Source organism: Haloarcula halophila, from assembly GCF_029278565.1.
Classification (GTDB): Archaea; Halobacteriota; Halobacteria; order Halobacteriales; family Haloarculaceae; genus Haloarcula; species Haloarcula halophila.
On the sequence record NZ_CP119559.1, the window covers coordinates 2,843,191 to 2,862,314 of the forward strand.

Consider the following 19,124-nt stretch of genomic DNA (forward strand, 5'->3'; position numbering starts at 1 on the left):
GCGGGTCTTTCAGCGTCGATCCCCTGTTCCAAACGATGACAGCGCTGTTCTCACCATTGGAACTCCGCGAGACGACGGTCCCGAACCGCGTGATGGTCTCGCCGATGTGTCAGTACTCCTGTGACGACAGGGACGGCCTGGCGACCGACTGGCACCGCGTCCACCTGGGCTCGCGTGCCGTCGGCGGGGCGGGTCTCGTGATGACCGAAGCCACCGCCGTCGAGCCGCGCGGACGCATCTCCCCGGAGGACCTGGGGATCTGGAGCGACGACCACCGGGCCGCACTGGAACCGATCACCGAGTTCGTCAGCGCACAGGGGAGCGTCCCGGCGATCCAGTTGGCACACGCCGGGCGGAAAGCCTCGACGAGTCGGCCCTGGGAGGGACACGAACCGGTCGCTCCCGAGGACGGCGGCTGGGACGTGGTCGGCCCCAGCGGCGAGCCCTGGCCCTACGACGGCGAGGCCCCCCGGACCGAGCAACTGGATCAGCAGGGGATCGAGCGGGTGATCGATTCCTTCCGGAGCGGTGCCGAGCGAGCACTCGCCGCGGGGTTCGAGGTCGCCGAGGTCCACGCTGCCCACGGCTACCTGCTCCACGAGTTCCTCTCGCCCGTGACAAACCACCGCGAGGACGACTACGGCGGCGACTTCGACGATCGGACCCGCCTGACCCGCGAGGTGACGGCGGCCGTCCGCGAGGTCTGGCCCGACGACAAGCCGGTCTTCGTGCGGATCTCCGCGACGGACTGGCTCCCCGACTGGGACGCCTGGACGGTCGAGGACTCGGTCCGGCTGGCCGACCAACTGGCCGACGTCGGCGCGAACCTGATCGACGTCAGCGGCGGCGGCATCCACCCACAGTCCCGGCCGGAGTCCGCCGGCCCGAACTACCAACTGCGGTACGCCGAACGCATCCGCGCCGAGACGGACAGCGACATCGCCGTCGGTGCGGTCGGCGGCATCACCACGCCGGAACAGGCCGAAGCGGTCATCGCCAACGAGCGGGCCGATCTGGCGATCGTCGGTCGGGAACACCTCCGGGACCCGTACTTCGCGCTCCACGCCGCCGACGCGCTGGACGCGACCGACGAGATCGAGGGACCGCCCCAGTACCGCCGTGCCATCGGGTTCTGACGCCGCGTCGGCTCAGACCGAATCCAGGTCCAGATCGACGGCGTACCAGTCGAGCACGAGCAGCAGGGCCGCGCCGACGACGCCGGCCGCCAGGAACGCCGCGGCGACCTCCGGGCTGAACCCCACCTCGTCGTGAACCTCCTGGACGGGCGCTCGCAGCGCGCCGACGACGAGCGCGACGAGGAACGCGAGCGTCGCCCGCCGGTTCCGGTCCAGCGCACGCCGGACGGCACGCGAGATGGTGAACAGCCCGACCAGCCCGCCCAGCATGAACGTCACGACCACGGTACCGTAGGCGAGCACGTCGCCGAGGCCACCGCCGGTGACGAGGCCGAGCAGCGAGTCGATGAACTCACTGAGGGTTTCGGACATCCGGGTGTACTGGCCGAGGATGACGAGCAACAGCGAGCCGGAGATCCCCGGGAGGATCATCGCACTGACGGCGATGGCGCCGGCGACGAAGACTACCAGGAGCCCGCCACCCTCCAGAAACTCGGCCTCGCCCGACAGCAGGAACGCCAGCAGGAAGCCGGTGACGCCGGCGACGGCCTGAAGCCGCGTCTCGACCGAGAGGTCCTGGACCAGGACGAACGCGGACGCGGCGATGAGCCCGAAGAAGAACCCGAACAGCAGCGTCGGGACCGTCTGATCGAGGATGTGGATGAGCCGCGTGACGAGAACGACGGCGATAGCGATCCCCGCACAGAGGCCGACGACGAACCAGCCGTCGGCCTCCTCAAAGACGGCGAGCGCGCCTCGGGGCGAGGGGCCGCCGTCGAGGGGCGTCAGCGCTCGCAGGAATCGGACGACGCGTTCGGGTGTGATCGCGTTGACCGCGCCGATGAGCCGCTCGTAGATCCCCGCGATGAGCGCGATCGTCCCCCCGGAGACGCCCGGAACGGCGTCGGCACTGCCCATGCAGATTCCGATCACGAAGGTCCGGAGCCACTCGCGGGCAGACGGCACCGAACTACGCAGCGTCGGCACCTCCTCGGGCACGGTCGTCATTGGCGATCATTTCTCCGATGGTGGTGAAGTCTCTTGTGAAGTCCCGACTCCGGGCTGTCGTCACGGTTCGTCCCGAGAGACACACTGTCACCCTACGGCCCCAGATACCCCCACGCCTGGAGCCGGTCGCCGTCGCCGTCGATCCAGCGCTCGCCGATGTCGTCCCGGTAGTACATGTTCGGCATCACGATGTCGTCGAGCCGGTCGTAACACTGCTCGCGGGCCTGTTGCATCGTCTCCCCCATGCCCGTGACGACGACCGGCATGCCGTTGTCGCCCGCGACCCGCCACTGGCCGTCGACCCGTTTCGCGTCCTCGATGTGGACGCCGTCGCGGTGATCGGTCTCGAAGACGACCGCGGCGTTCCGGGAGTTCTCGTCGTAGGTCTTCCCGTCGTCGAACGGGAACGGCGGCAGGACGACCCGCACCGCGACCTGATAGCCGCCGTGGACCGCCAGCTCGGGGTCGTTACCGTGTGCGAGGTCGTAGAAGAACTCGGCGGTCGAGGACTCGATCGATTCCTCCTGCAGTGCGATCGTCGGGTAGCCGAACCGCGGCGTGAACTCCAGTGGGTAGATCCCGTTGTCGTTCACGATACAGTTCAGGTCGATGCTCCCGACGTACCCCTCCTCGGCGAGCCAGCCTTCGAGTTTGCCGAACGTTTCTTTGAATAATTTGTTCTGTCCGGCCCAGAACATCGACGTTCCCATCTCGCCGGTCGAGGGACCGATGTTTCCCGGAAACAGCTTCTTGTGCTCGAAGTTGAAGTTGACCTGATCGATGAACTCTTCGCCGTCGAAGAACCCACAGATCGCGACTTCGACGCCGTCGACTTTCCGCTGTAGCTGGAACCCTTTCATCCGGTGGCCCCACGCCTTCTTGTACGCCGTCAGCACGTCAACGACGTCACTCCCGTCGTCTTCGTTGCCGACGTAGAGCAAGCGCTTGACGTTCTGGACTTCGCCCAGCGGTTTGATGACGTACGGGGCAGGGTTCTCTCGGACGTGCTGGATGCCGGCATCGAAGTCGCTGAAGACGCGGTGTTCGACGGTATTCACGCCGTGCTCTTCGAGAATCTCCATCGCGTAGCCGCGGTCCTCTTCGAGGTGGTCGGTGTTCGGTGTCCCGCCGACGACGGCTTTCCCCTGCTCGCGTAACTCCCGTGCGAGTTCGCCGGTCCCGATCTCCGAGCCGACCCAGATGTCGTCGAAGACGATCACGTCGGCCCACTCGACGTCCGCACGCCAGTCGTCGGTCTTCGGGACGAACCCGTCGCCGATCTCCCGGTCGCTCTCGGCTTCGATGTAGTATTTCACGTCGTGGCCCTCGCGATGGACCTGCCAGGCGAGATCGGTGATCAGCGCGGCGTCCAGCGAACAGAAGAGGAAGTTCCGGGTATCCATACGGTGACATCTCGCTGGCGGGGTAAATAGCTCCGCGCCGTCGGAACGGTTTTACCCCCCTTGGTCGAACGGCCGAGTATGACTCGCGAGGAACTCGGTGCAGCGAGCGAAGCACTCGAATCGGCCGCCGAATCGACAGACAGCGACGACGCCCGCGAACGCCTCTCGGAGCTGGCCGCACAGCTCGACCGGCTCTCGACGGCGGACCGCGGTCCCGACCACGGGCGACTCGCCCGGATTCAGTCGGCGCTCGACGACCTCGGTAGCGGCGACGGCAGCGACGTGGCGGCGTCGATCTCGGAGGCCGACGACCACATCAACGACTACCGCTCGGACCTCGACGGCGTCTGAGGCGGACCGTCCCGGTACTGTTTCTCGTCCGTGGGGGCCGGCGATACCGGCCCGTTCCCGGTCAGTAGATCGTGAGGTCGGTGAGCAGCGTCCGAAGGCGGTCGCCCGGATCGACGTCGACGCTGCCGGTCGGACGCGGCGCGGTCGCGGTCCCGTACCGATCGAACGCGGTCACCCGGCGGAAGGTGACCGTCCGGGAGGCGGGCAGGTCGCCCCGCTCGTCGTCGTCTGCCAGTGCTCTCGGATCGAAGATCACCGCACAGTCGTCGACGACCCGGCTGAGCCGCCCGTTTCCGTCGAGGGTGACACGGACCCGACACCCCTCGCTCAGCCGTTCGATCTGCCGTGGGAGCACCACCGCCTTGGCGTAGGCGTCGCGGTCGGTGAGTTCGTAGGTCCCGCTGTCGACGGTGGTCCACGCCGCGTCGTGGGGACGGAGAACGTTTCTGAACATCCCCGAGTCCTCGATGGCCTGCTGGGAGTGGCGTGGCTCGGCACCCAACTCCGGCCGTGTCGTGACGCTTTCGGGTGCCGGTGCGGTCCAGCTCTGGAGGCTCTCGCTGTCGGTCAGGTAGACGACCGAACTCGTCGGGAGCGACTCCGCTGTCACGTTCGTCCAGTGGAACAGGCCGAGCAACCCCTGATACGGTTGCGGGCTCGGCTGTGGTGGTGCCCGCTCGGTCGTGAGGACGTAGCAGTGTTTCCGGCGGGAGTGCTCGTGGTGCTCGCGGACGCGGCCGACCCGGTAGCCGCTCTCGCCGGCACTGTCGCGTGTCACGGTCACTGTCGTGATCGCCCGATGATCGGCGGCATAGCGGTGTCGGGCCGCGTCGACGATCCGCTCGTTTGGCGTCTCACCGGCGGGGAGGTCTGGGTCGTACGGCCGGAGGTCGGCGACGCGGACGCCGGCGTAGCCGAACAGCCCTGCCGCCGCGGTCCCTGCGGCCGCGAGGTAGCTCCGTCGGTTCATCCCGCTCCCTCCTCGGTCGCTGTCGGTCGGGACTGGTACTCGTCGAGTGCGACGGAGGTGTCCTCGTCGGCCCCCTCCCAGATGAGACGCACTTCCGTGGTCCGGTCACAGGGGTGGAGCAGCGACGCGCCGGGTTCGACGGGGAACGAGTCGACCGGCGGTCCCATGTCGCCGTATCCCGCGTCCTCGCTTGCGGCCCAGAGCGTCTCGGTGTCGTCGGAAACGACGTAGAGGGCGCTCGTGTTCGTTGCTGTCAGGGCGTTCCCGCGGTCGAATCGCACCTCGTAGCCGGACTCCTCGGGCCGCCACTCGAAGGAGAACAGGGCGTTGGGCGGGGACTGCGGGTACCCCTCCGTGGAGGGCTCCGAGGGGGCGAGGCCACAGCCGGCCAGGGCGGTCGCGGCCGCGGTGACGAACGTTCGTCGGAACACACCGTCGAATTATCTAACCGGCGACATAAGCTTGTCTCCACTCGCCTCGTTCGTGGTCCTACTCCCCGTCGATCAACTCGTCGGCCAGAATCGGCACGAAGGTCCCGATGTCGGTGACCATCCCGACGGCTTGGGCAGAGCCACGATCGAGCAACTGCGTGACCGTCGCGGGATTGATATCGACACAGACGACCCGAGCCGTCGAGGGTAGACAGTTCCCGACGGCGACCGAGTGCAACAGCGTCGAGAGCAGCAACACCATGTCGGCCTCGTGGGCCTGCTCGCGGATGGCGTTCTGTGCCTCGACGGCATCGGTGATGGTGTCGGGCAGCGGGCCGTCGTCGCGGATCGACCCGGCCAGGACGAACGGCCGGTCGTGCTCGACGCACTCGTACATGACGCCGGACTCGATGGTCCCGGACTCGACGGCGGCCTCGATAGAGCCCTCGCGGATCACCTCGCTGATGGCGTAGATGTGGTGTTTGTGGCCGTGGCGGGGGTGATCGAGCGTCTCCGTGTCCATCCCCAACGAGGTGCCATAGAGGTCCCGCTCGATGTCGTGGACGGCGAAGCCGTTGCCGGCCGAGAGCATGTCGACGTACCCCTCTCGGACCAGGCGGGCGAGGTCCTCGCGAGCGCCGGAGTGGACGAGCGCGGGGCCACAGACCGCGAGGACGGTTCCGCCCTCGTTTTTCGTCTCCTCGATCGCCGTCGCGACCTTCCGGATCGTCGACTCCGAGGGCCGTTCCGAGGAGACGCCGCCTTTCATGAAGCCGAAGGCACCGCCGGTGTCCCGCGGCCGGTCCGGGGGCCGGACACGGATGCCGGTGTCGCCGGTGACGATCAGATCGCCCGCCTCGACGGCGTTGAGGACCTTCGTGTACGCTCGGGGGTCGCCCGTTGGACTCCGATCGCCGTCCTCGACGACCACGGCACAGTCCATCTCGATGTCGTCGACCGTGAGCCACTCGCCCTCGTAGCGGATATCCGTCGGGTGGTTCGTCGTCGAGTAGAAGCCGTGTGGCACCACTTTGTCGGCGGGAGCGGGTTCGAACGTCGCGTCCTTGGGGTCGGCGGGGTTCGCGCCGATCTGGTGGAGTTCGTGGACGATCGTCTGGAGGGCGTCCTCGTCGTCGGCCTCAACCAGCAGGCGGGCGTAGGACTCCTCCTCCTTCCGCCGGCCGATGTCGAACGCCTCGACGGTAAAGGAGCCGCCCAGGTCCATGATGAGGCCGAAACAGGACTGCATCGTTCCGGAGTCGATGATGTGTCCCTCCAGTTCGACGACGCGGGAGACGGTCATGGGGGGACTGAGAAGGCAAGCGAGTAAGTCGGTTTGGGTGGGCCGCAGACGCGCGTTCTCCGAAAGGATCAGTGGGCAGACATCCCGGAGAGGACGTTCAGACAGTACACGCCCGCGACGATGAGACCGATCCCGACGAGGCCGGCCGCGTCGACGGACTCCTCGAAGACGACCACGCCGATCGCTGCGACGCCGACGACACCGAGTGCGGCCCAGGTCCCGTAGACGACGCCGACCGGGAGTTCTTCCAGGGTAAGCGAGACGAGGTAGAAGGCAAGCCCGTAGCCGATCACCACCCCGAGCGTCGGGACCGGGTTCGTAAAGCCATCCGAGAGTTTGAGCGCGGTCGTCCCGACGAGTTCGGAGACGATCGCGCCGCCGAGTAGTACGTACGGGTTCACGCCCGGTGGTGGTCGTCCATCGACGTTGGTGGTTGTGGAATACGCTGCCACTTGCGGTCGGTTTTCCGGTCCGACCGTGACCCCGCCGAGGCGGACGAGACCCGTAGATTCTACTCCCGGGCGGGCGCTACCGACTGTCGATGACCGATCTCGGGGAACTCGGCCTCTCCAGTTACGAAGCGCAGGTCTACCGCACGCTACTGATCACGGGTACCGGGACGGCGGCAGCGATCTCCGAAGCGAGTGACGTCCCGAGAGGGCGGATCTACGACGTCCTCAACGGTCTCGAAGCCCGACAACTGGTTCGGACCCGCGGGACGGACCCGACCGAATACGTCCCGGTGGCTCCCGACGAAGCTGTCCAGCGACTCCTCGCCGAGCGCGCGGCGCAACTCCGCGCGGAGTGGCTCCGGTATCGGGAAGTCGCCGAGACGGTACGGTCGAACCTGCTCCCGACCGTCCCGGCCGACGCCGACGTCTGGCTCGGCAGGCTGGGGGGCGAGGAGATGCAGACGGCGCTGGGGGAGCACGGACGGACGGCCACCTCGTCTGTCCAGGCTGTGGTCGGCCCACCGTACGAGTCGGCTCCGTGGGAGACACTCCATCGGGAAGTGGCGGCGTTTCTCGACGGGGTCGGACCGGACGTCGTCGTCTCGCTGGTGGTCAGCGAGACGGTTCTGGACACACTCCCGGCAGCGTTCTTCGACACTGTCGATGCCCAACCGACCGAGGTCGACATCAGGGCAGTTCCGGAACTACCGGTGTCGTTCGACGTCGTCGACCAGACGGTGACGACGATCGATCTCCCACATCCACAGGACGGTGCCGACCGGATCGGCGTCCTCGCGATCCAGGACAGCGATATCGTCGAGGAGTTCGACTGCCAGTTTCAGGCGCTGTGGGCCGACGCGGTTCCGGTCGGGGAATAGCCTCACTTTCACCCCGACTTCGGCGGCCGGCAGCGCCGGACCGATTCCCCCGAGCATCGACCGCGGGGCTCCGGTACCGTCCGGATAAACACCAGCCTGCAGAGCCGGGAATGCCCAGAGACACTGCGACCGGTTCACGATCACATGTCGAACTCGCTGGAAGTCGTCTCAGACGACGCCCCGATCAGACCTGCCGCGTCAGTGCCCGTCGACGCGCCGTTCGACGGTCCAGGCCGTGTCGTTGCTGTCCCGAAGCCGATCGTAGAACCGTCGCAGCCCTTCGGACTCGGTCGTCGGGAGGACGTGGAGCCGGACGCTGCCGTCACGGACGGCGACACGGAACACGTCGGCTGTCTCCTCGTCGCGGACCAGCCATAGCGGCATCGGCAGGTCGTGGAAATCACCGTAGCGGTACGGGCCTGCCGTGAGGATGTCGAGGACGCTCGTCGCGAGCGCACCGTCGTCGAACGACCGGCCGGGGAGCAACCGAAACTCCGTCCCGCCCTCGTACTCGACCCCGCTGTCGTGGGGGAAGCGCCGCTGTGGCCGAGCGGGGATGTCGAAGGACGGGTCGGTGCTCATCGGCTCTGTACCGGGCTTGGGCGCCTGCGGGATTAAAAACATGCCCCGTCTCAGGCCGATTCGAGCACCTCGACGGCCCGGTCGACGGCTGTGGGTGTGGCCCGCGCCATCGCCGTCGCGATGACGTAGCCGACGACGGCGTCCTCGACGCGTGACGCTCTGACGTCGCCGTCCAGTCGGCCCAGTTCCCAGTCGGCCCTCGAGACCGAAGAGCTTGCGTCGCTGACGACTGCCCGGGCCAGAGGTGTCGACTGACTGTCTTCCAGTGCCGTCTGGAGTGCCTCGTGGGCCGTCTGTCGATAGCGCTGGACCGCCTCTCGACTCTCGACCCGGAAACTCTCGCCCTCGTCGAGCCGCTGCTGGACGCGGTCGCTCGCGCCGTGGACCGACAGGAGGCGTGCGCCGTCGACGACGCCGCTCGCCGGTCCAGGACGGGTTCTGACGGTCTCTGCGCTGTCTTCGGCCCGCCAGCGGAGACTGTCGAGCAGTTCCTCCCGTGGCCCCCATTCGTCGGCCGTCTGCTCGGGCGGCAGTCCGGATTGGCGTTGCTCTACGTCTGCGGCCAGCGTCTCCTGTGCGCTCCGGAGCACGGCCTCGACCGTTCCCACATCAGCAGGGAGCGACTCGGTAAACCGTTCGGCGAGGTGCCGGGCGCTGTCGAGGCGTGCCTGGACCGACTCGATCTCCTCGCCCCATTCGGCCACCGTCAGGAGCGTCCCGCCGTGGGAGACGTGGACGCGGTCTTCGTCCGTCGCATGCTCCAGTGTCTCCTCGATCTCACCGTGGACGACCGCGGCCCTGACCGGATCGTCGCCGACGTACTCGTACTGCTCGCGGAACGACCGGGCCGACGAGACGGCCTCGCTGCGCTCCCGGCGTAGCTCCGGCACGGTCCGCCCATCGGTGACGAACGCCCACCCTTCTGCGGCGTACCGGGCCCGCTCGCGGGCCTGTCGGAGCGACGTGAGCGCGGTGAGTTCCGTCGATGCTTGCAGGGCCTCGTCGAGGTTGGCTCGCGCGTCGGCGGCGGCCGAGGTGAGGTGGCCTCGGATGTGCCCGTTCGGGATGTCGTCGGGACCGAGCGGTGTCGGGAGTTCCGACAGCAGCGACGTCGTTCTGGACCGTTCGGCTTCGAGGTGTGCCGTCCCGATGTCGACCGGGACCGACGGCGGGACGGGCCGGTCGGGATACTCGTCGTCCTCGACGTCGGGGAAGCCGTAGGTACTGATCCGTGGCTCCTCGCTGTCGGTGACGTTGTCGAGTGCCGAACAGCCGGCGAGCGCGCCGACGCCGACGAGCGAGAGGAACCCGCGGCGGGTCGTGGTATCCCGCATCAGGCGTCACCTCCCGATGTCGTCTCGGTGGACCCGGAGCCGGATTCGGCGACGGTCGTCGCCTCGCCATCACCGCTTTCGGCGGTCCCAGCGTCCGACTCGTCCCCGCTGTGCTCCGGGGCCATCTCCGGCCCCCGGTTGCACGTCCCCGACCCGACCGACGAGCCGTGGCTGTTGATCTCGTCCTCGTCGAGTGGGGCCGGGATGCGGATGAGCCGTGCCTCGACGACCCGGTTCTCGACCGCACAGGCCTCGTTGTACGGGCGGATCGTCCGGGCGTAGTCGGTTTCGATGTCGTCGGGCGACCAGGAGACGCTACACAGCGTCAGCTCGAAACACTCCTCGACGCGGTTGGTCTCTAAATACAGCGTCTCGCTCGCGAAGTCGGTGGCGTCGAGAAACGCAGTGACCCGCTCCTTCCCGTCGATGTCGGCGACGGCCACGCGGTCCGCGCGTTCGGGCGAATCGACGAGCGTCGACGCGATGTGGAGCCGTCGGTCGTCGGGGTCGGGCCGCTCGCCGTCCCCGTCCGGGTCGGTGAGCCAGATCGGCGGCCGTTCGCTGTCGGTCCGGAGGACCACGCTGTCGGGGTCGGTCGCGCGGCCGCTATCGGGCGGGGCGTCGTCGCGTTCGCCGGCCGTCGCTGTGCTACTCGCCGAACCGCCCGTCAGCCCGCTACACCCGGCCAGGGCGGCTGCGATGCCTGCGGCTCCGTGGAGGAAACGCCGTCGCGTTGGAGGGACCATTGTCTCGCCCTCGACTGCGAGCGCCAGGGGTATATTCTTCCTGGCTCGGCGATGGGCCGTGTTTTTGTCCGCTCGGTCCCTGGAAGCGGGTATGTGTGGCCGGTACAGCCTGTTCACGCCGCCCGACGAGATCGAGCGCCGGTTCGGAGCGACCTTCGAGGCACCGTTCGAGCCGACCTACAACGCCGCGCCGAGCCAGTCGCTCCCGGTCGTCACCAGCGATGCTCCCGAGACCATCCAGCGGATGGAGTGGGGGCTGATCCCCTCGTGGGCCGAGGACCGCTCCGAACACGGCCACATCAACGCTCGCGCCGAGACAGTCGAGGATCGGGCGTCGTTCGCGGACGCCTACGAGGCGCGCCGGTGTCTGGTCCCCGCCGACGGATTCTACGAGTGGGTCGACCGCGAGGGCGGCAAACAACCGTACCGGGTCGCACTGCCGGAGGACGAACTCTTCGCGATGGCCGGCCTCTACGAGCGCTGGCGCCCGCCACAGCGACAGACCGGGCTCGGCGAGTTCGGTGCGAGCGGCGAGGGCGGCGAGGACGACGTCGTCGAGACGTTCACGATCCTGACGACCGAGCCGAACGACGTGGTCGCACGGCTCCACCACCGGATGGCCGTCGTCCTGGCACCCGAGGAGGAGTCGACGTGGCTCGCGGGCGAGGCCGACGACCGCGCGGCCGTGCTCGACCCCTACGACGGGCCGATGCGGAGCTACCCGGTCTCGACGGCGGTCAACAGCCCTGGCAACGACCACCCGGGACTGATCGAGGAAGTCGACGCGTAGGAACCCACAGTATTCTGGTGGGTTGCTTACCGGCCCGACTGGGCTACGGCAGTGTATGCAGACATCGGTCGAGCCAGAGCCCGAGGGTCCAGTCGCCACAAGCGTGACAGATCTCGTCGGCGAGACGCCGCTGGTCCGTCTCGACGCCTTCGCCGAGAACCTCTACGGGAAATACGAGGCAGCAAACCCCTACTCGGTCAAAGACCGGATCGCACTGTACATGATCGAGGCCGCCGCCGAGTCGGGCGCGCTCCCGCCGGACGGCACCGTCGTCGAGGCGACGAGCGGTAACACCGGGATCGGGCTGGCGATGGTCGCGGCCGCGCGGGGCTACGACTGCGTGTTGACGATGCCCGAGTCGATGAGCGAGGAGCGCCGACGCCTGCTGTCGGCGCTGGGCGCGGAGCTCGAACTCACGCCCGCCGACGACGGGATGGGCGGCGCGATCGACCGGGCCGACGAACTCGCAGCGGCCGAGGACGCCGTCCGTGCCCGTCAGTTCGAGAACGCGGCGAACCCCCGCGCTCATCGGGAGACGACCGGCCCGGAGATCTGGCGTGACACCGACGGCGCGGTCGACGCCGTCGTCGCCGGCGTCGGGACCGGCGGGACGATCACCGGCATCTCGGAGTATATCAAAGAGCGACAGGGTGCCGCCCTCACGTCGGTCGCCGTCGAGCCCGAGTCCTCGCAGTTGCTCTCGAACGACGACCCCGACAGCCACGACATCCAGGGGATCGGCCCCGGCTTCGTCCCGGACATCCTCCGGACGGAGCTACTTGACGAGGTCAGGACCGCGAGTGCCGAGCAGTCCCGGACGGCGGCCCGGCGACTGGCCAGCGAGGAAGGGCTGATGGTCGGTATCTCCTCCGGGGCGGCGCTACACGCCGCGACGGCCTACGCCGAGGACAACCCCGGAGAGACGGTCGTCGCCGTCCTGCCGGACACGGGCGAGCGGTACCTCTCGACGGAGCTGTGGGCCTGAGACCCCTCAGCGGACGAAGTCGTGTGCGCTCTCGTCTTTCGAGAGCGGCCGGGTGTCGTCGCCGTCGGCGAAGGCTTCGCCCGCCAACAGGAGGTAGATCGAACCCCCGGCGGAGACAGCCAGTCCCACCAGCGGGACGCCGACGCCGGTCCCGCCCAGAAGCGGCGTGATCTGGAGGACGGCAACGCCGGCGAACGCGACGATACCGAGGGTCCGCCCCCACCCCTTCCGGAGCACGATCCCGATGCCAGCGGGGAGGAGGACGGTACCGGCGACAGTCTGGGCGGCGGCGAACGCCACTGCCGGGAGCGATCCCAGGGCAAAGAGGAGCGCTGTCACCCCGGATACGGCTTGGAGGAACCCGAGACCGACGGCGAGTGCGCCCACGACGGACACCCCTGGATCGGTACCTGGACGTGCCATACGCCGGTTTCATACACCGGTCGGTAAGTGTCTTGTCACGAACGGTCGGGAGAACGAGCGGGGTTACTGGACGCGACCGAACGCGAGCGTCCCGCTGATGGACTCGATGTAGGCGGTGACGACCTGCCCCTCGCGGGCACCGGAGACGAAGATGGTGTACTTGCCCTTCTCGGCGACGCCGTCGCCCTCGCGGCCGGTACCGGTGATCTTGACCTCGTAGGTCTCGCCCTCTTCGAGGGTCGGACGGTCGTGTTGTTGGGTGGAACTCCCGCCTTTCGCGACCGGGCGGAAGGCACCACAGGCCTGACAGCGGAGCATGTCGACGCCGTCCTCGGTCTTGAGGACGGTGTCGGGAAGGCCACACTCCGAACAGGTGACGTACTCGGCGACGTAGGCGTCGATGGCGGCCTGGAAGTCAGCGATGTCGAACGAGCCGTTGTAGCGGGCCTCGTTGCCGTCGAACTGGCCGTTGGTCCCGAACTCCCGCTGGATCGCGCGGTGGAGGTGACGCGACTCCCGGGAGAGGGCGTCGGCGATGGCGCCGAGGTTCGTCAGTCGTGTGAACGCCCCGTCTGTCTGTCCCTCGGGGTCGGGGACCGAGAGCCGTTCGCCGGCCTCTCTGGGCTGGTCCGGCAGTACGTCGTACGCTCGGTCGAGTGCCTGCTCGTAGTTCATACGGAATCCTGTGGCCACAGACGTAAAGCGTCTCTGTGAGGAGTGGTGACAGACGCCTGCCGTTACGGTTCCAGGACGACCTTCCCGCTGGAGGCGCGGCTCTCGATGTGCTCGTGGGCCGCGGCGGCGTCGGCTAACGCGAACGTCTCGCCGACGATCACTTCCAGATCGCCGCTTGCCAGCCCCTCCTGGAGGTCCGGAACCGCCGCCATCACCCGTTGTGGCTCGTGGACGAGGCCGCGACCGAGGTGGTAGCCGATGGCTCGCTGGTTGGCGAACAGGAGGTCGCTGGTCGAGAGCGATCCCGGGCGACCGCTCGCGGCTCCGTAGACGACCATCCGGCCGAACTGCCGCAGTGCGTCCAGCGACTCGCTCGACGTGTCGCCGCCGACGCCGTCTAACACCAGGTCGACGCCGTGCTCGGTCTCGGCGTGGACCGCCTCGACGAAGTCGTCCTCGGTGTAGTTGATCGGGTGGTCACAGCCCAACCGCTCCGCGAGCCCGAGTTTCTCGGCCGTACTGGCGGTCCCGAACACCTCCGCGCCCGCCCGACTGGCCAGTTGGACCGCGGCCGTCCCGACGCCGCCGGCGGCCGCGTGGATCAGCACCGACTCCTCCCCCTCTAGCTCGCCCCACTCGAACAGACAGTTGTGGGCGGTCAGGAACTGGACGGGAAAGCCCGCGGCCTCGGTCAGGCTCATCTCGCCGGGGATGGGGAACGTGAGCTGTGGATCGGCCAACGCGTACTCGGCGTAGCCGCCCTCGTCGACCAGCGCGACGACGCGGTCCCCCTCGTCGAGCCCCACGTCCTCGCCGACGGCGTCGATCCGACCGGCGACCTCCATCCCGGGGACGTAGGGCGGCTCCGGTCCACCCTCGTAGTGGCCCCGCCGCTGCATGATGTCCGCGAAGTTGATGCCCGCCGCTTCGACCTCGATCCGGAGCTGGCCCGGCCCCGGCTCGGGAACGGCCCGCTCTGTCACCGACAGTCCCTCGCGGCCGCCGAACTCGGTCACTTCGATAGCATCCATAGTCTATCGAACCGTCGCCATGCCCCTCAACCCTTCTGAACGGCGAGCAACGCTGTCCGGGTTTCAACACTCCCCAAGCGGAATCCGGAGGCCGTCGCCGGCCCGCTCGACGGTCGTTCCGAACGGTCCCGAGAGCGTCCGCATCCGCTCGCGGAGCCACTGTGCGGCCGTCTCACTCGCCGCACCGACCGCCGAGTCGTCGATCTCGACCGGTACCAGGCGCAACGCCCGGAGGGTTCCGTCGGCGACGACCAGTTCGAACAGGAAGCTCCGGTCGTTGTGGAGTCCCTCCTTGATCAGGTAGTCGTCGACGTAGTCCCCGGCGTCGTAGATGATCGGTCGACCGCGGTAGGTCTCGACCCCCTGGATCACGTGGGCGCTGTGGCCGTGGACAACGTCGACGCCGCGGTCGATCAGCCAGCGGGCGACCCGCTGTTGCCCCTCCGAGGGCCTGACCTCCCAGTTCGGCCCCCAGTGCAACGTCGCCACGAGCAGGTCCGGATCCCGTTCCCTGGCTCGGGCCAGTGCGGCGTCGACCCGCCGTTTCGACAGCGGATCGCCCGTCGACAGCGTCGTGAACGCCGTTCCGGGACTGTCCCCGCGGGCGGCGTACAGCGGCGCCTGGTCGGTCAACGCGACGACCGCGATCTCGATCCCGCCGACGGTCACCGTCGCCGGTGTGAACGCGGCGGTCCGGTCGCTGCCCGCGCCGGCCGTCGCGATCCCGGCGGCTTCGAGGTGCGTGACGGTATCGCGGAGCGCTTGCGGCCCGAAATCGAGCAGGTGGTTGTTCGCCAGGCCCGCGACACTCGTCCCCGCTGCGTCGAGTGCCGGGACGGCCCACTCCGGCTCGGCACGGAAGTAGAACCCTCGGCCGGGCGTGCGCTGCCCTCGGTCGGAGACACAACACTCCAGGTTCAGGACGAGACCGTCGAGCGCGCGCAGGCGGTCGATCGTCGATCCCCAGACGCCGACCGGATCGCCGTCGCGCCAGGTCTCGTCGACGTTCCGGCCGAGCATCACGTCCCCGGCGAACCCGATCCGGACCGGGCCGTCGCTCTCGACGGGCGGCGGGCACGTGGGCTCGGGAACGCGGCCGAGACAGCCAGCGATCCCGGTTCCGGACAGCACCGACGCCAGGAACGCACGACGGGTCGGCTGCACAGGCGTCTTTCGCCGCCGTCGGTCTTGAACCCAGTGGACAAACCCGACGCCGCTTTCGGACGGTGATTCGGTACAAACTGTTATGCGTCTCCCAGCACGTCTCCACGTGTGAAAGGACACGGGGGCGGCACGAACTGGGGGCGATCGAGCGATGGAACACTGCTATCCATCCGTTCGGAGAGCGTATCGAACACGGTCCGCCAGGACCGGCCGAAGGCTGTCAGTCGCCGGCCGGGAGGAACTGACGCTCGATGAGCCTCGAACAGCACGTGACCGTCGCGATCGCACACGCGATCGCCGAGAGCGAGGGACGAGCGCCACACCGACTGGGCTACTCACTGGCGAACTACGTCGACACCGACGCCATCGAGCGGTTGGCACAGATGGACAACCACGAGTGGGAACTGACGTTCTCGGTCCCCGGCCACGAGGTCACGCTCGACGGTGACGGAACGATCACCCTCGACGGTGACGTCGTCAGCCAACCGGACCGTGGTGAGTTCGGCGAGGGAGACTGACCGTCCGGCGGGGTCGTGCCTACCTGACTGTGATGACGTGTGCGTCCTCGGGTGCGAACGTGACGGTCGCCGTCCCCGTGGGCGGTGATCGGGTCCGGAGCCGGAGCGGTCGGCCGCCCCAGTCGAGGTGGACGCGGGTCGTCTCGCCGAGGAACTCCGCGCTGGTCACCGTCGTCGACAGCGCGTTCGGTCCGTCGCCGACGGCGAGTCGCTCCGGCCGGACACAGAACGTGATCTCGTCACCGCGAGTAGCCGCCCCCTCCAGTCCGACCGTCAGCGTCTCCTCGCCGACCGACACGTCCGCGACCCGCCCGTCGGCGGTCTCACGGAGGTCGGTCACCGTTCCTTCGATGACGTTGTTGTCGCCGATGAAGTCCGCGACGAACGGCGTCGTCGGCCGCCGATAGATCTCGCGGGGCGGGCCGACCTGCTCGGGGGTTCCGTCCCGCATCACCGCGACTCGGTCGGAGATCGCCAGCGCCTCCTCCTGATCGTGGGTGACGTAGACGGTCGTGATCCCCAGTTCCTGCTGGATCTCCCGGACCTGGACCCGGAGCCGTTCGCGGAGTTTCGCGTCCAGTGCGCTCATCGGCTCGTCCAACAGCAGGATCTCCGGACCCGGTGCCAGCGCACGGGCGATCGCGACACGCTGTTGTTGCCCGCCCGAGAGCGTGTCGGGGTCCCGATCGGCCATCCCCGGCAGGTCGACCAACTCCAGGAGCTCCCGGACGCGTTCGCTGTCACTGACCCCGCCCGGCGGCTCGGCGAAGTTGAGCCCGTAGGCGACGTTCTCGCCGACGCTCATGTGTGGGAACAGTGCGTAGCTCTGGAAGACGACGCCGACGTTGCGCTCCTCGGGCGGGACGCCGGTGACCGACGCCCCGTCGAAGCGGACGACCCCGTCGGTCGGTCGCTCGAACCCCGCCAACAGCCGGAGCGTCGTCGTCTTCCCACAGCCCGAGGGGCCGACGAGCGTGAAGAACTCGCCGTCGCGGATCGACAGGGAGAGTTCCGAGACGGCCGTGGTCTCGCCGTACCGCTTTCTCACGCCGTCGAGTTCGACGGCCGGTTCAGAAGCCAACGTCTTCACCTCCCAGTCGGTCGATGACGAAGAAACTCACGCTCGTGACCGCGAGCAAGACCACGCCCATCGCCGTCGCCGGCCCCAGCCGCCGGCCGATGAACCGCTCGATGGCGATGGGCATCGTGAACTGGCTCGTCCCGGTCGCCAGTACGACCGTCGCGGAGAACTCGCCGATCGAGAGCGCGACGGCGAAGGCCGCCCCGGCGACGACGGCCGGCCAGACCAGCGGCAGTTCGACGTCGATCAGCGTCCGCGCCCGCGGTGCCCCCAGGGCGCGTGCGGACTCGACGAGCGACTGGTCTAAGCTGTCCAGTTCCGGCCCGACGGTCCGGACGACGAAGGGGTAGCCGCCGACGGCGTGTGCGCCGACGATCGCCAGCGCGCCGCCGACGGCAAGCCGCGTGTCGCCGATCTCGACACCGAAGACCAGCCCGCGGAGCAGGCCGAGGCCGACGACGATCCCCGAGACCGACAGCGGGGCCATCGCCAGCGCGTCGACGAGTTTCCGGCCCCGGTAGTCCCGGGTCGTCAGCACGGCCACGACCACGCCCATCGGCAGCGCGATCAGCAGCGACGCCGCGGCGAACAGCACGGAGTTGACCACGGCGTCCCAGGGCTTGACCTGGAACGCCGCGCCGGTCGCCTGTCGGCGCAGGAGGAACTGATAGTGGGTCAGCGTCAGCCCGTCCGGGCCGGTGACACTCGCCAGCAGCATGCTCGCGATGGGGCCGACGAACACCGCCAGCGCGAGCACGGCGTAGGCGGCGAGTCCCAGACGAGGAACCGTCTCTCGGAGGGACCAGCGGTCGGGAACGAGGGGCTTCCGCGGGAGCGGGTCGCCGCCGCTACGCTGGACGGTGTTGCGGGCCTCGTACCGGAGATAGGCGTACAACAGCCCCAGCGAGATGCCCAGTTCGATCAGCGCGAGCGCCGCCGCCTCGGCGTAGTCGAACTCGCCGACGAGCCGATAGACGAACACCTCGACGGTCGCCAGTTGGTAGCCGCCGAGCGCGAGCACGATGGGGAACGTGCTGAAGGTGAACACGAACGTCAGCGCGGCCCCCATCAGGACCGCCGGATACAGTTGCGGCGCGACGACGTCCCGGAAGGCTCGCAGCGGGCTCGCACCGAGGCTACGGGCCGTCTCGACCGCGCTGGCGTCGACCGACTCCCAGGCGGCCGTCGTCACGCGGGCCACCAGCGGCGCGTTGTAGAACGCGTGGGCGATGATCACCGCCTCCAGGGTGAACAGCAACTCGACTCGCTGGAGTCCCGCTGCGGTCAGAACGCCGTTCAGCGTCCCGTTCCGGCCGAACGTGGCGACGAAGCCGACCGCGACCATCATCGACGGCAGGACGAACGGGAGGATCGTCAGCGACCGCAGCGTCCGCCGGCCGGGGAACTCGTAGCGGGCGAGCAGGTAGGCCGCCGGCAGACCGAGCGCCACGCTCGCGACCGACGAGACCGCGGCCTGGTAGGCGGTGAAGCCGACGATGCCGAGCCGCCGGTCCGGCGAGAGCGTGGCGCGGGCGACCGCCGCCGGCGAGTCCCCGGTCAGCAACCGCGCGGGCTCGCCGAAGTAGAACGGGTCCGAGAGCATCGTCCAGAACACCGACAGCGTCAGCCGGCCGTCGACGAAGATACTGTCGACGAAGACCGTCGAGATCGGGTAGTAGAACAGGACGACGAGGACGAGCAGGGTTCCGGCAGCCAGCGCAGGCAGCGCCCGTCGGTCGAACTGCCGCCGGATCGCCTGCCGGAGCCCCGGTTTTCCCATCACCCGGTGGTCAAACCTAGTGGTACTTAGCTCCCGCGTTCCCCTGCCATCGACTACGGGACAACAGTATTGTCGCCGCGGAG

At 68.5% G+C, this 19,124-nt stretch carries 21 protein-coding genes; 6 read left to right on the plus strand and 15 right to left on the minus strand.

Features of this window, described 5'->3' with window-relative positions:
* Positions 1-35: 35 nt before the first annotated feature.
* A complete protein-coding gene (locus P0204_RS14920; RefSeq protein WP_276180646.1) occupies positions 36-1,136 on the plus strand; it encodes an NADH:flavin oxidoreductase/NADH oxidase in 1,101 nt (366 codons plus the stop codon).
* A 12-nt stretch (positions 1,137-1,148) separates the two neighbouring features.
* Here the strand turns inward: P0204_RS14920 and P0204_RS14925 are convergent, their stop codons facing one another.
* Positions 1,149-2,144 (minus strand): DUF368 domain-containing protein, encoded by a 996-nt coding sequence (locus P0204_RS14925; RefSeq protein WP_276180648.1) that lies wholly within the window; start codon positions 2,142-2,144, stop codon positions 1,149-1,151.
* Positions 2,145-2,236: 92 nt separating this feature from the next.
* Positions 2,237-3,547, minus strand: a complete 1,311-nt coding sequence (locus P0204_RS14930; RefSeq protein ID WP_276180650.1) for a phosphoribosylamine--glycine ligase — start codon at positions 3,545-3,547, stop codon at positions 2,237-2,239.
* A gap of 78 nt (positions 3,548-3,625) precedes the next feature.
* Between P0204_RS14930 and P0204_RS14935 the strand changes: the two genes are divergently transcribed.
* Entirely contained in the window at positions 3,626-3,898 is a 273-nt protein-coding gene (locus tag P0204_RS14935; protein ID WP_276180652.1) for a DUF7553 family protein, read from the plus strand.
* Positions 3,899-3,959: 61 nt separating this feature from the next.
* Here the strand turns inward: P0204_RS14935 and P0204_RS14940 are convergent, their stop codons facing one another.
* The 4 genes from P0204_RS14940 to P0204_RS14955 all read right to left on the minus strand — a co-directional run bounded on the left by P0204_RS14940 (position 3,960) and on the right by P0204_RS14955 (position 7,003).
* Entirely contained in the window at positions 3,960-4,868 is a 909-nt protein-coding gene (locus P0204_RS14940) for a hypothetical protein (RefSeq protein WP_276180654.1), read from the minus strand.
* Positions 4,865-5,299 carry a hypothetical protein gene (locus P0204_RS14945; protein ID WP_276180656.1) on the minus strand — a complete coding sequence of 145 codons (435 nt, stop codon included), beginning with the start codon at positions 5,297-5,299 and terminating at the stop codon, positions 4,865-4,867. Before P0204_RS14945 ends, P0204_RS14940 begins: the two co-directional genes overlap by 4 nt.
* A 58-nt stretch (positions 5,300-5,357) precedes the next feature.
* Positions 5,358-6,602, minus strand: a complete 1,245-nt coding sequence (locus P0204_RS14950; protein ID WP_276180658.1) for an ornithine cyclodeaminase, nickel-pincer nucleotide-dependent — start codon at positions 6,600-6,602, stop codon at positions 5,358-5,360.
* Positions 6,603-6,670: 68 nt separating this feature from the next.
* Entirely contained in the window at positions 6,671-7,003 is a 333-nt protein-coding gene (locus P0204_RS14955) for a DMT family transporter (RefSeq protein WP_276180661.1), read from the minus strand.
* Positions 7,004-7,143: 140 nt separating this feature from the next.
* On the opposite strand from P0204_RS14955, the gene P0204_RS14960 reads away from it, so the two are divergent.
* The gene (locus P0204_RS14960; RefSeq protein ID WP_276180663.1) at positions 7,144-7,932 is read left to right on the plus strand and encodes a TrmB family transcriptional regulator; all 789 of its coding nucleotides are present in this window, start codon (positions 7,144-7,146) and stop codon (positions 7,930-7,932) included.
* 198 nt (positions 7,933-8,130) lie between these two features.
* Here the strand turns inward: P0204_RS14960 and P0204_RS14965 are convergent, their stop codons facing one another.
* From P0204_RS14965 to P0204_RS14975, 3 genes are read right to left on the minus strand one after another with little or no spacing between them, the layout of a single operon-like run.
* The gene (locus tag P0204_RS14965; protein ID WP_276180665.1) at positions 8,131-8,514 is read right to left on the minus strand and encodes a hypothetical protein; all 384 of its coding nucleotides are present in this window, start codon (positions 8,512-8,514) and stop codon (positions 8,131-8,133) included.
* A gap of 50 nt (positions 8,515-8,564) precedes the next feature.
* Positions 8,565-9,848, minus strand: coding sequence for a hypothetical protein (locus tag P0204_RS14970; protein ID WP_276180667.1), 1,284 nt, complete (start codon positions 9,846-9,848; stop codon positions 8,565-8,567).
* Entirely contained in the window at positions 9,848-10,594 is a 747-nt protein-coding gene (locus P0204_RS14975; RefSeq protein ID WP_276180669.1) for a hypothetical protein, read from the minus strand. The genes P0204_RS14970 and P0204_RS14975 overlap by 1 nt, the downstream gene beginning before the upstream one ends.
* A gap of 91 nt (positions 10,595-10,685) precedes the next feature.
* On the opposite strand from P0204_RS14975, the gene P0204_RS14980 reads away from it, so the two are divergent.
* Both P0204_RS14980 and cysK read left to right on the plus strand, forming a co-directional pair.
* Positions 10,686-11,384 (plus strand): SOS response-associated peptidase, encoded by a 699-nt coding sequence (locus P0204_RS14980; protein WP_276180671.1) that lies wholly within the window; start codon positions 10,686-10,688, stop codon positions 11,382-11,384.
* A gap of 55 nt (positions 11,385-11,439) precedes the next feature.
* Positions 11,440-12,369, plus strand: a complete 930-nt coding sequence (cysK, locus tag P0204_RS14985) for a cysteine synthase A (RefSeq protein WP_276180673.1) — start codon at positions 11,440-11,442, stop codon at positions 12,367-12,369.
* Between the two features lie 6 nt (positions 12,370-12,375).
* Here the strand turns inward: cysK and P0204_RS14990 are convergent, their stop codons facing one another.
* The 4 genes from P0204_RS14990 to P0204_RS15005 form a co-directional block, all read right to left on the minus strand.
* Positions 12,376-12,792, minus strand: a complete 417-nt coding sequence (locus P0204_RS14990) for a hypothetical protein (protein ID WP_276180675.1) — start codon at positions 12,790-12,792, stop codon at positions 12,376-12,378.
* A 63-nt stretch (positions 12,793-12,855) separates the two neighbouring features.
* The gene (locus P0204_RS14995) at positions 12,856-13,467 is read right to left on the minus strand and encodes a translation initiation factor IF-2 subunit beta (RefSeq protein ID WP_276180677.1); all 612 of its coding nucleotides are present in this window, start codon (positions 13,465-13,467) and stop codon (positions 12,856-12,858) included.
* Positions 13,468-13,529: 62 nt separating this feature from the next.
* The gene (locus P0204_RS15000; protein WP_276180679.1) at positions 13,530-14,498 is read right to left on the minus strand and encodes a quinone oxidoreductase family protein; all 969 of its coding nucleotides are present in this window, start codon (positions 14,496-14,498) and stop codon (positions 13,530-13,532) included.
* 63 nt (positions 14,499-14,561) lie between these two features.
* Complete coding sequence (locus P0204_RS15005) at positions 14,562-15,662, minus strand: CapA family protein (protein WP_276180681.1); 1,101 nt, start codon at positions 15,660-15,662, stop codon at positions 14,562-14,564.
* 251 nt (positions 15,663-15,913) lie between these two features.
* Between P0204_RS15005 and P0204_RS15010 the strand changes: the two genes are divergently transcribed.
* Positions 15,914-16,180, plus strand: a complete 267-nt coding sequence (locus P0204_RS15010; RefSeq protein ID WP_276180683.1) for a HalOD1 output domain-containing protein — start codon at positions 15,914-15,916, stop codon at positions 16,178-16,180.
* Positions 16,181-16,199: 19 nt separating this feature from the next.
* Here P0204_RS15010 and P0204_RS15015 read toward each other — a convergent pair whose 3' ends face one another.
* Positions 16,200-17,261: an ABC transporter ATP-binding protein gene (locus tag P0204_RS15015; protein WP_276180685.1), complete on the minus strand. Its 1,062-nt coding sequence runs from the start codon at positions 17,259-17,261 to the stop codon at positions 16,200-16,202.
* Positions 17,251-19,041, minus strand: a complete 1,791-nt coding sequence (locus tag P0204_RS15020) for an ABC transporter permease (protein WP_276180687.1) — start codon at positions 19,039-19,041, stop codon at positions 17,251-17,253. Before P0204_RS15020 ends, P0204_RS15015 begins: the two co-directional genes overlap by 11 nt.
* Positions 19,042-19,124 lie beyond the last annotated feature (83 nt).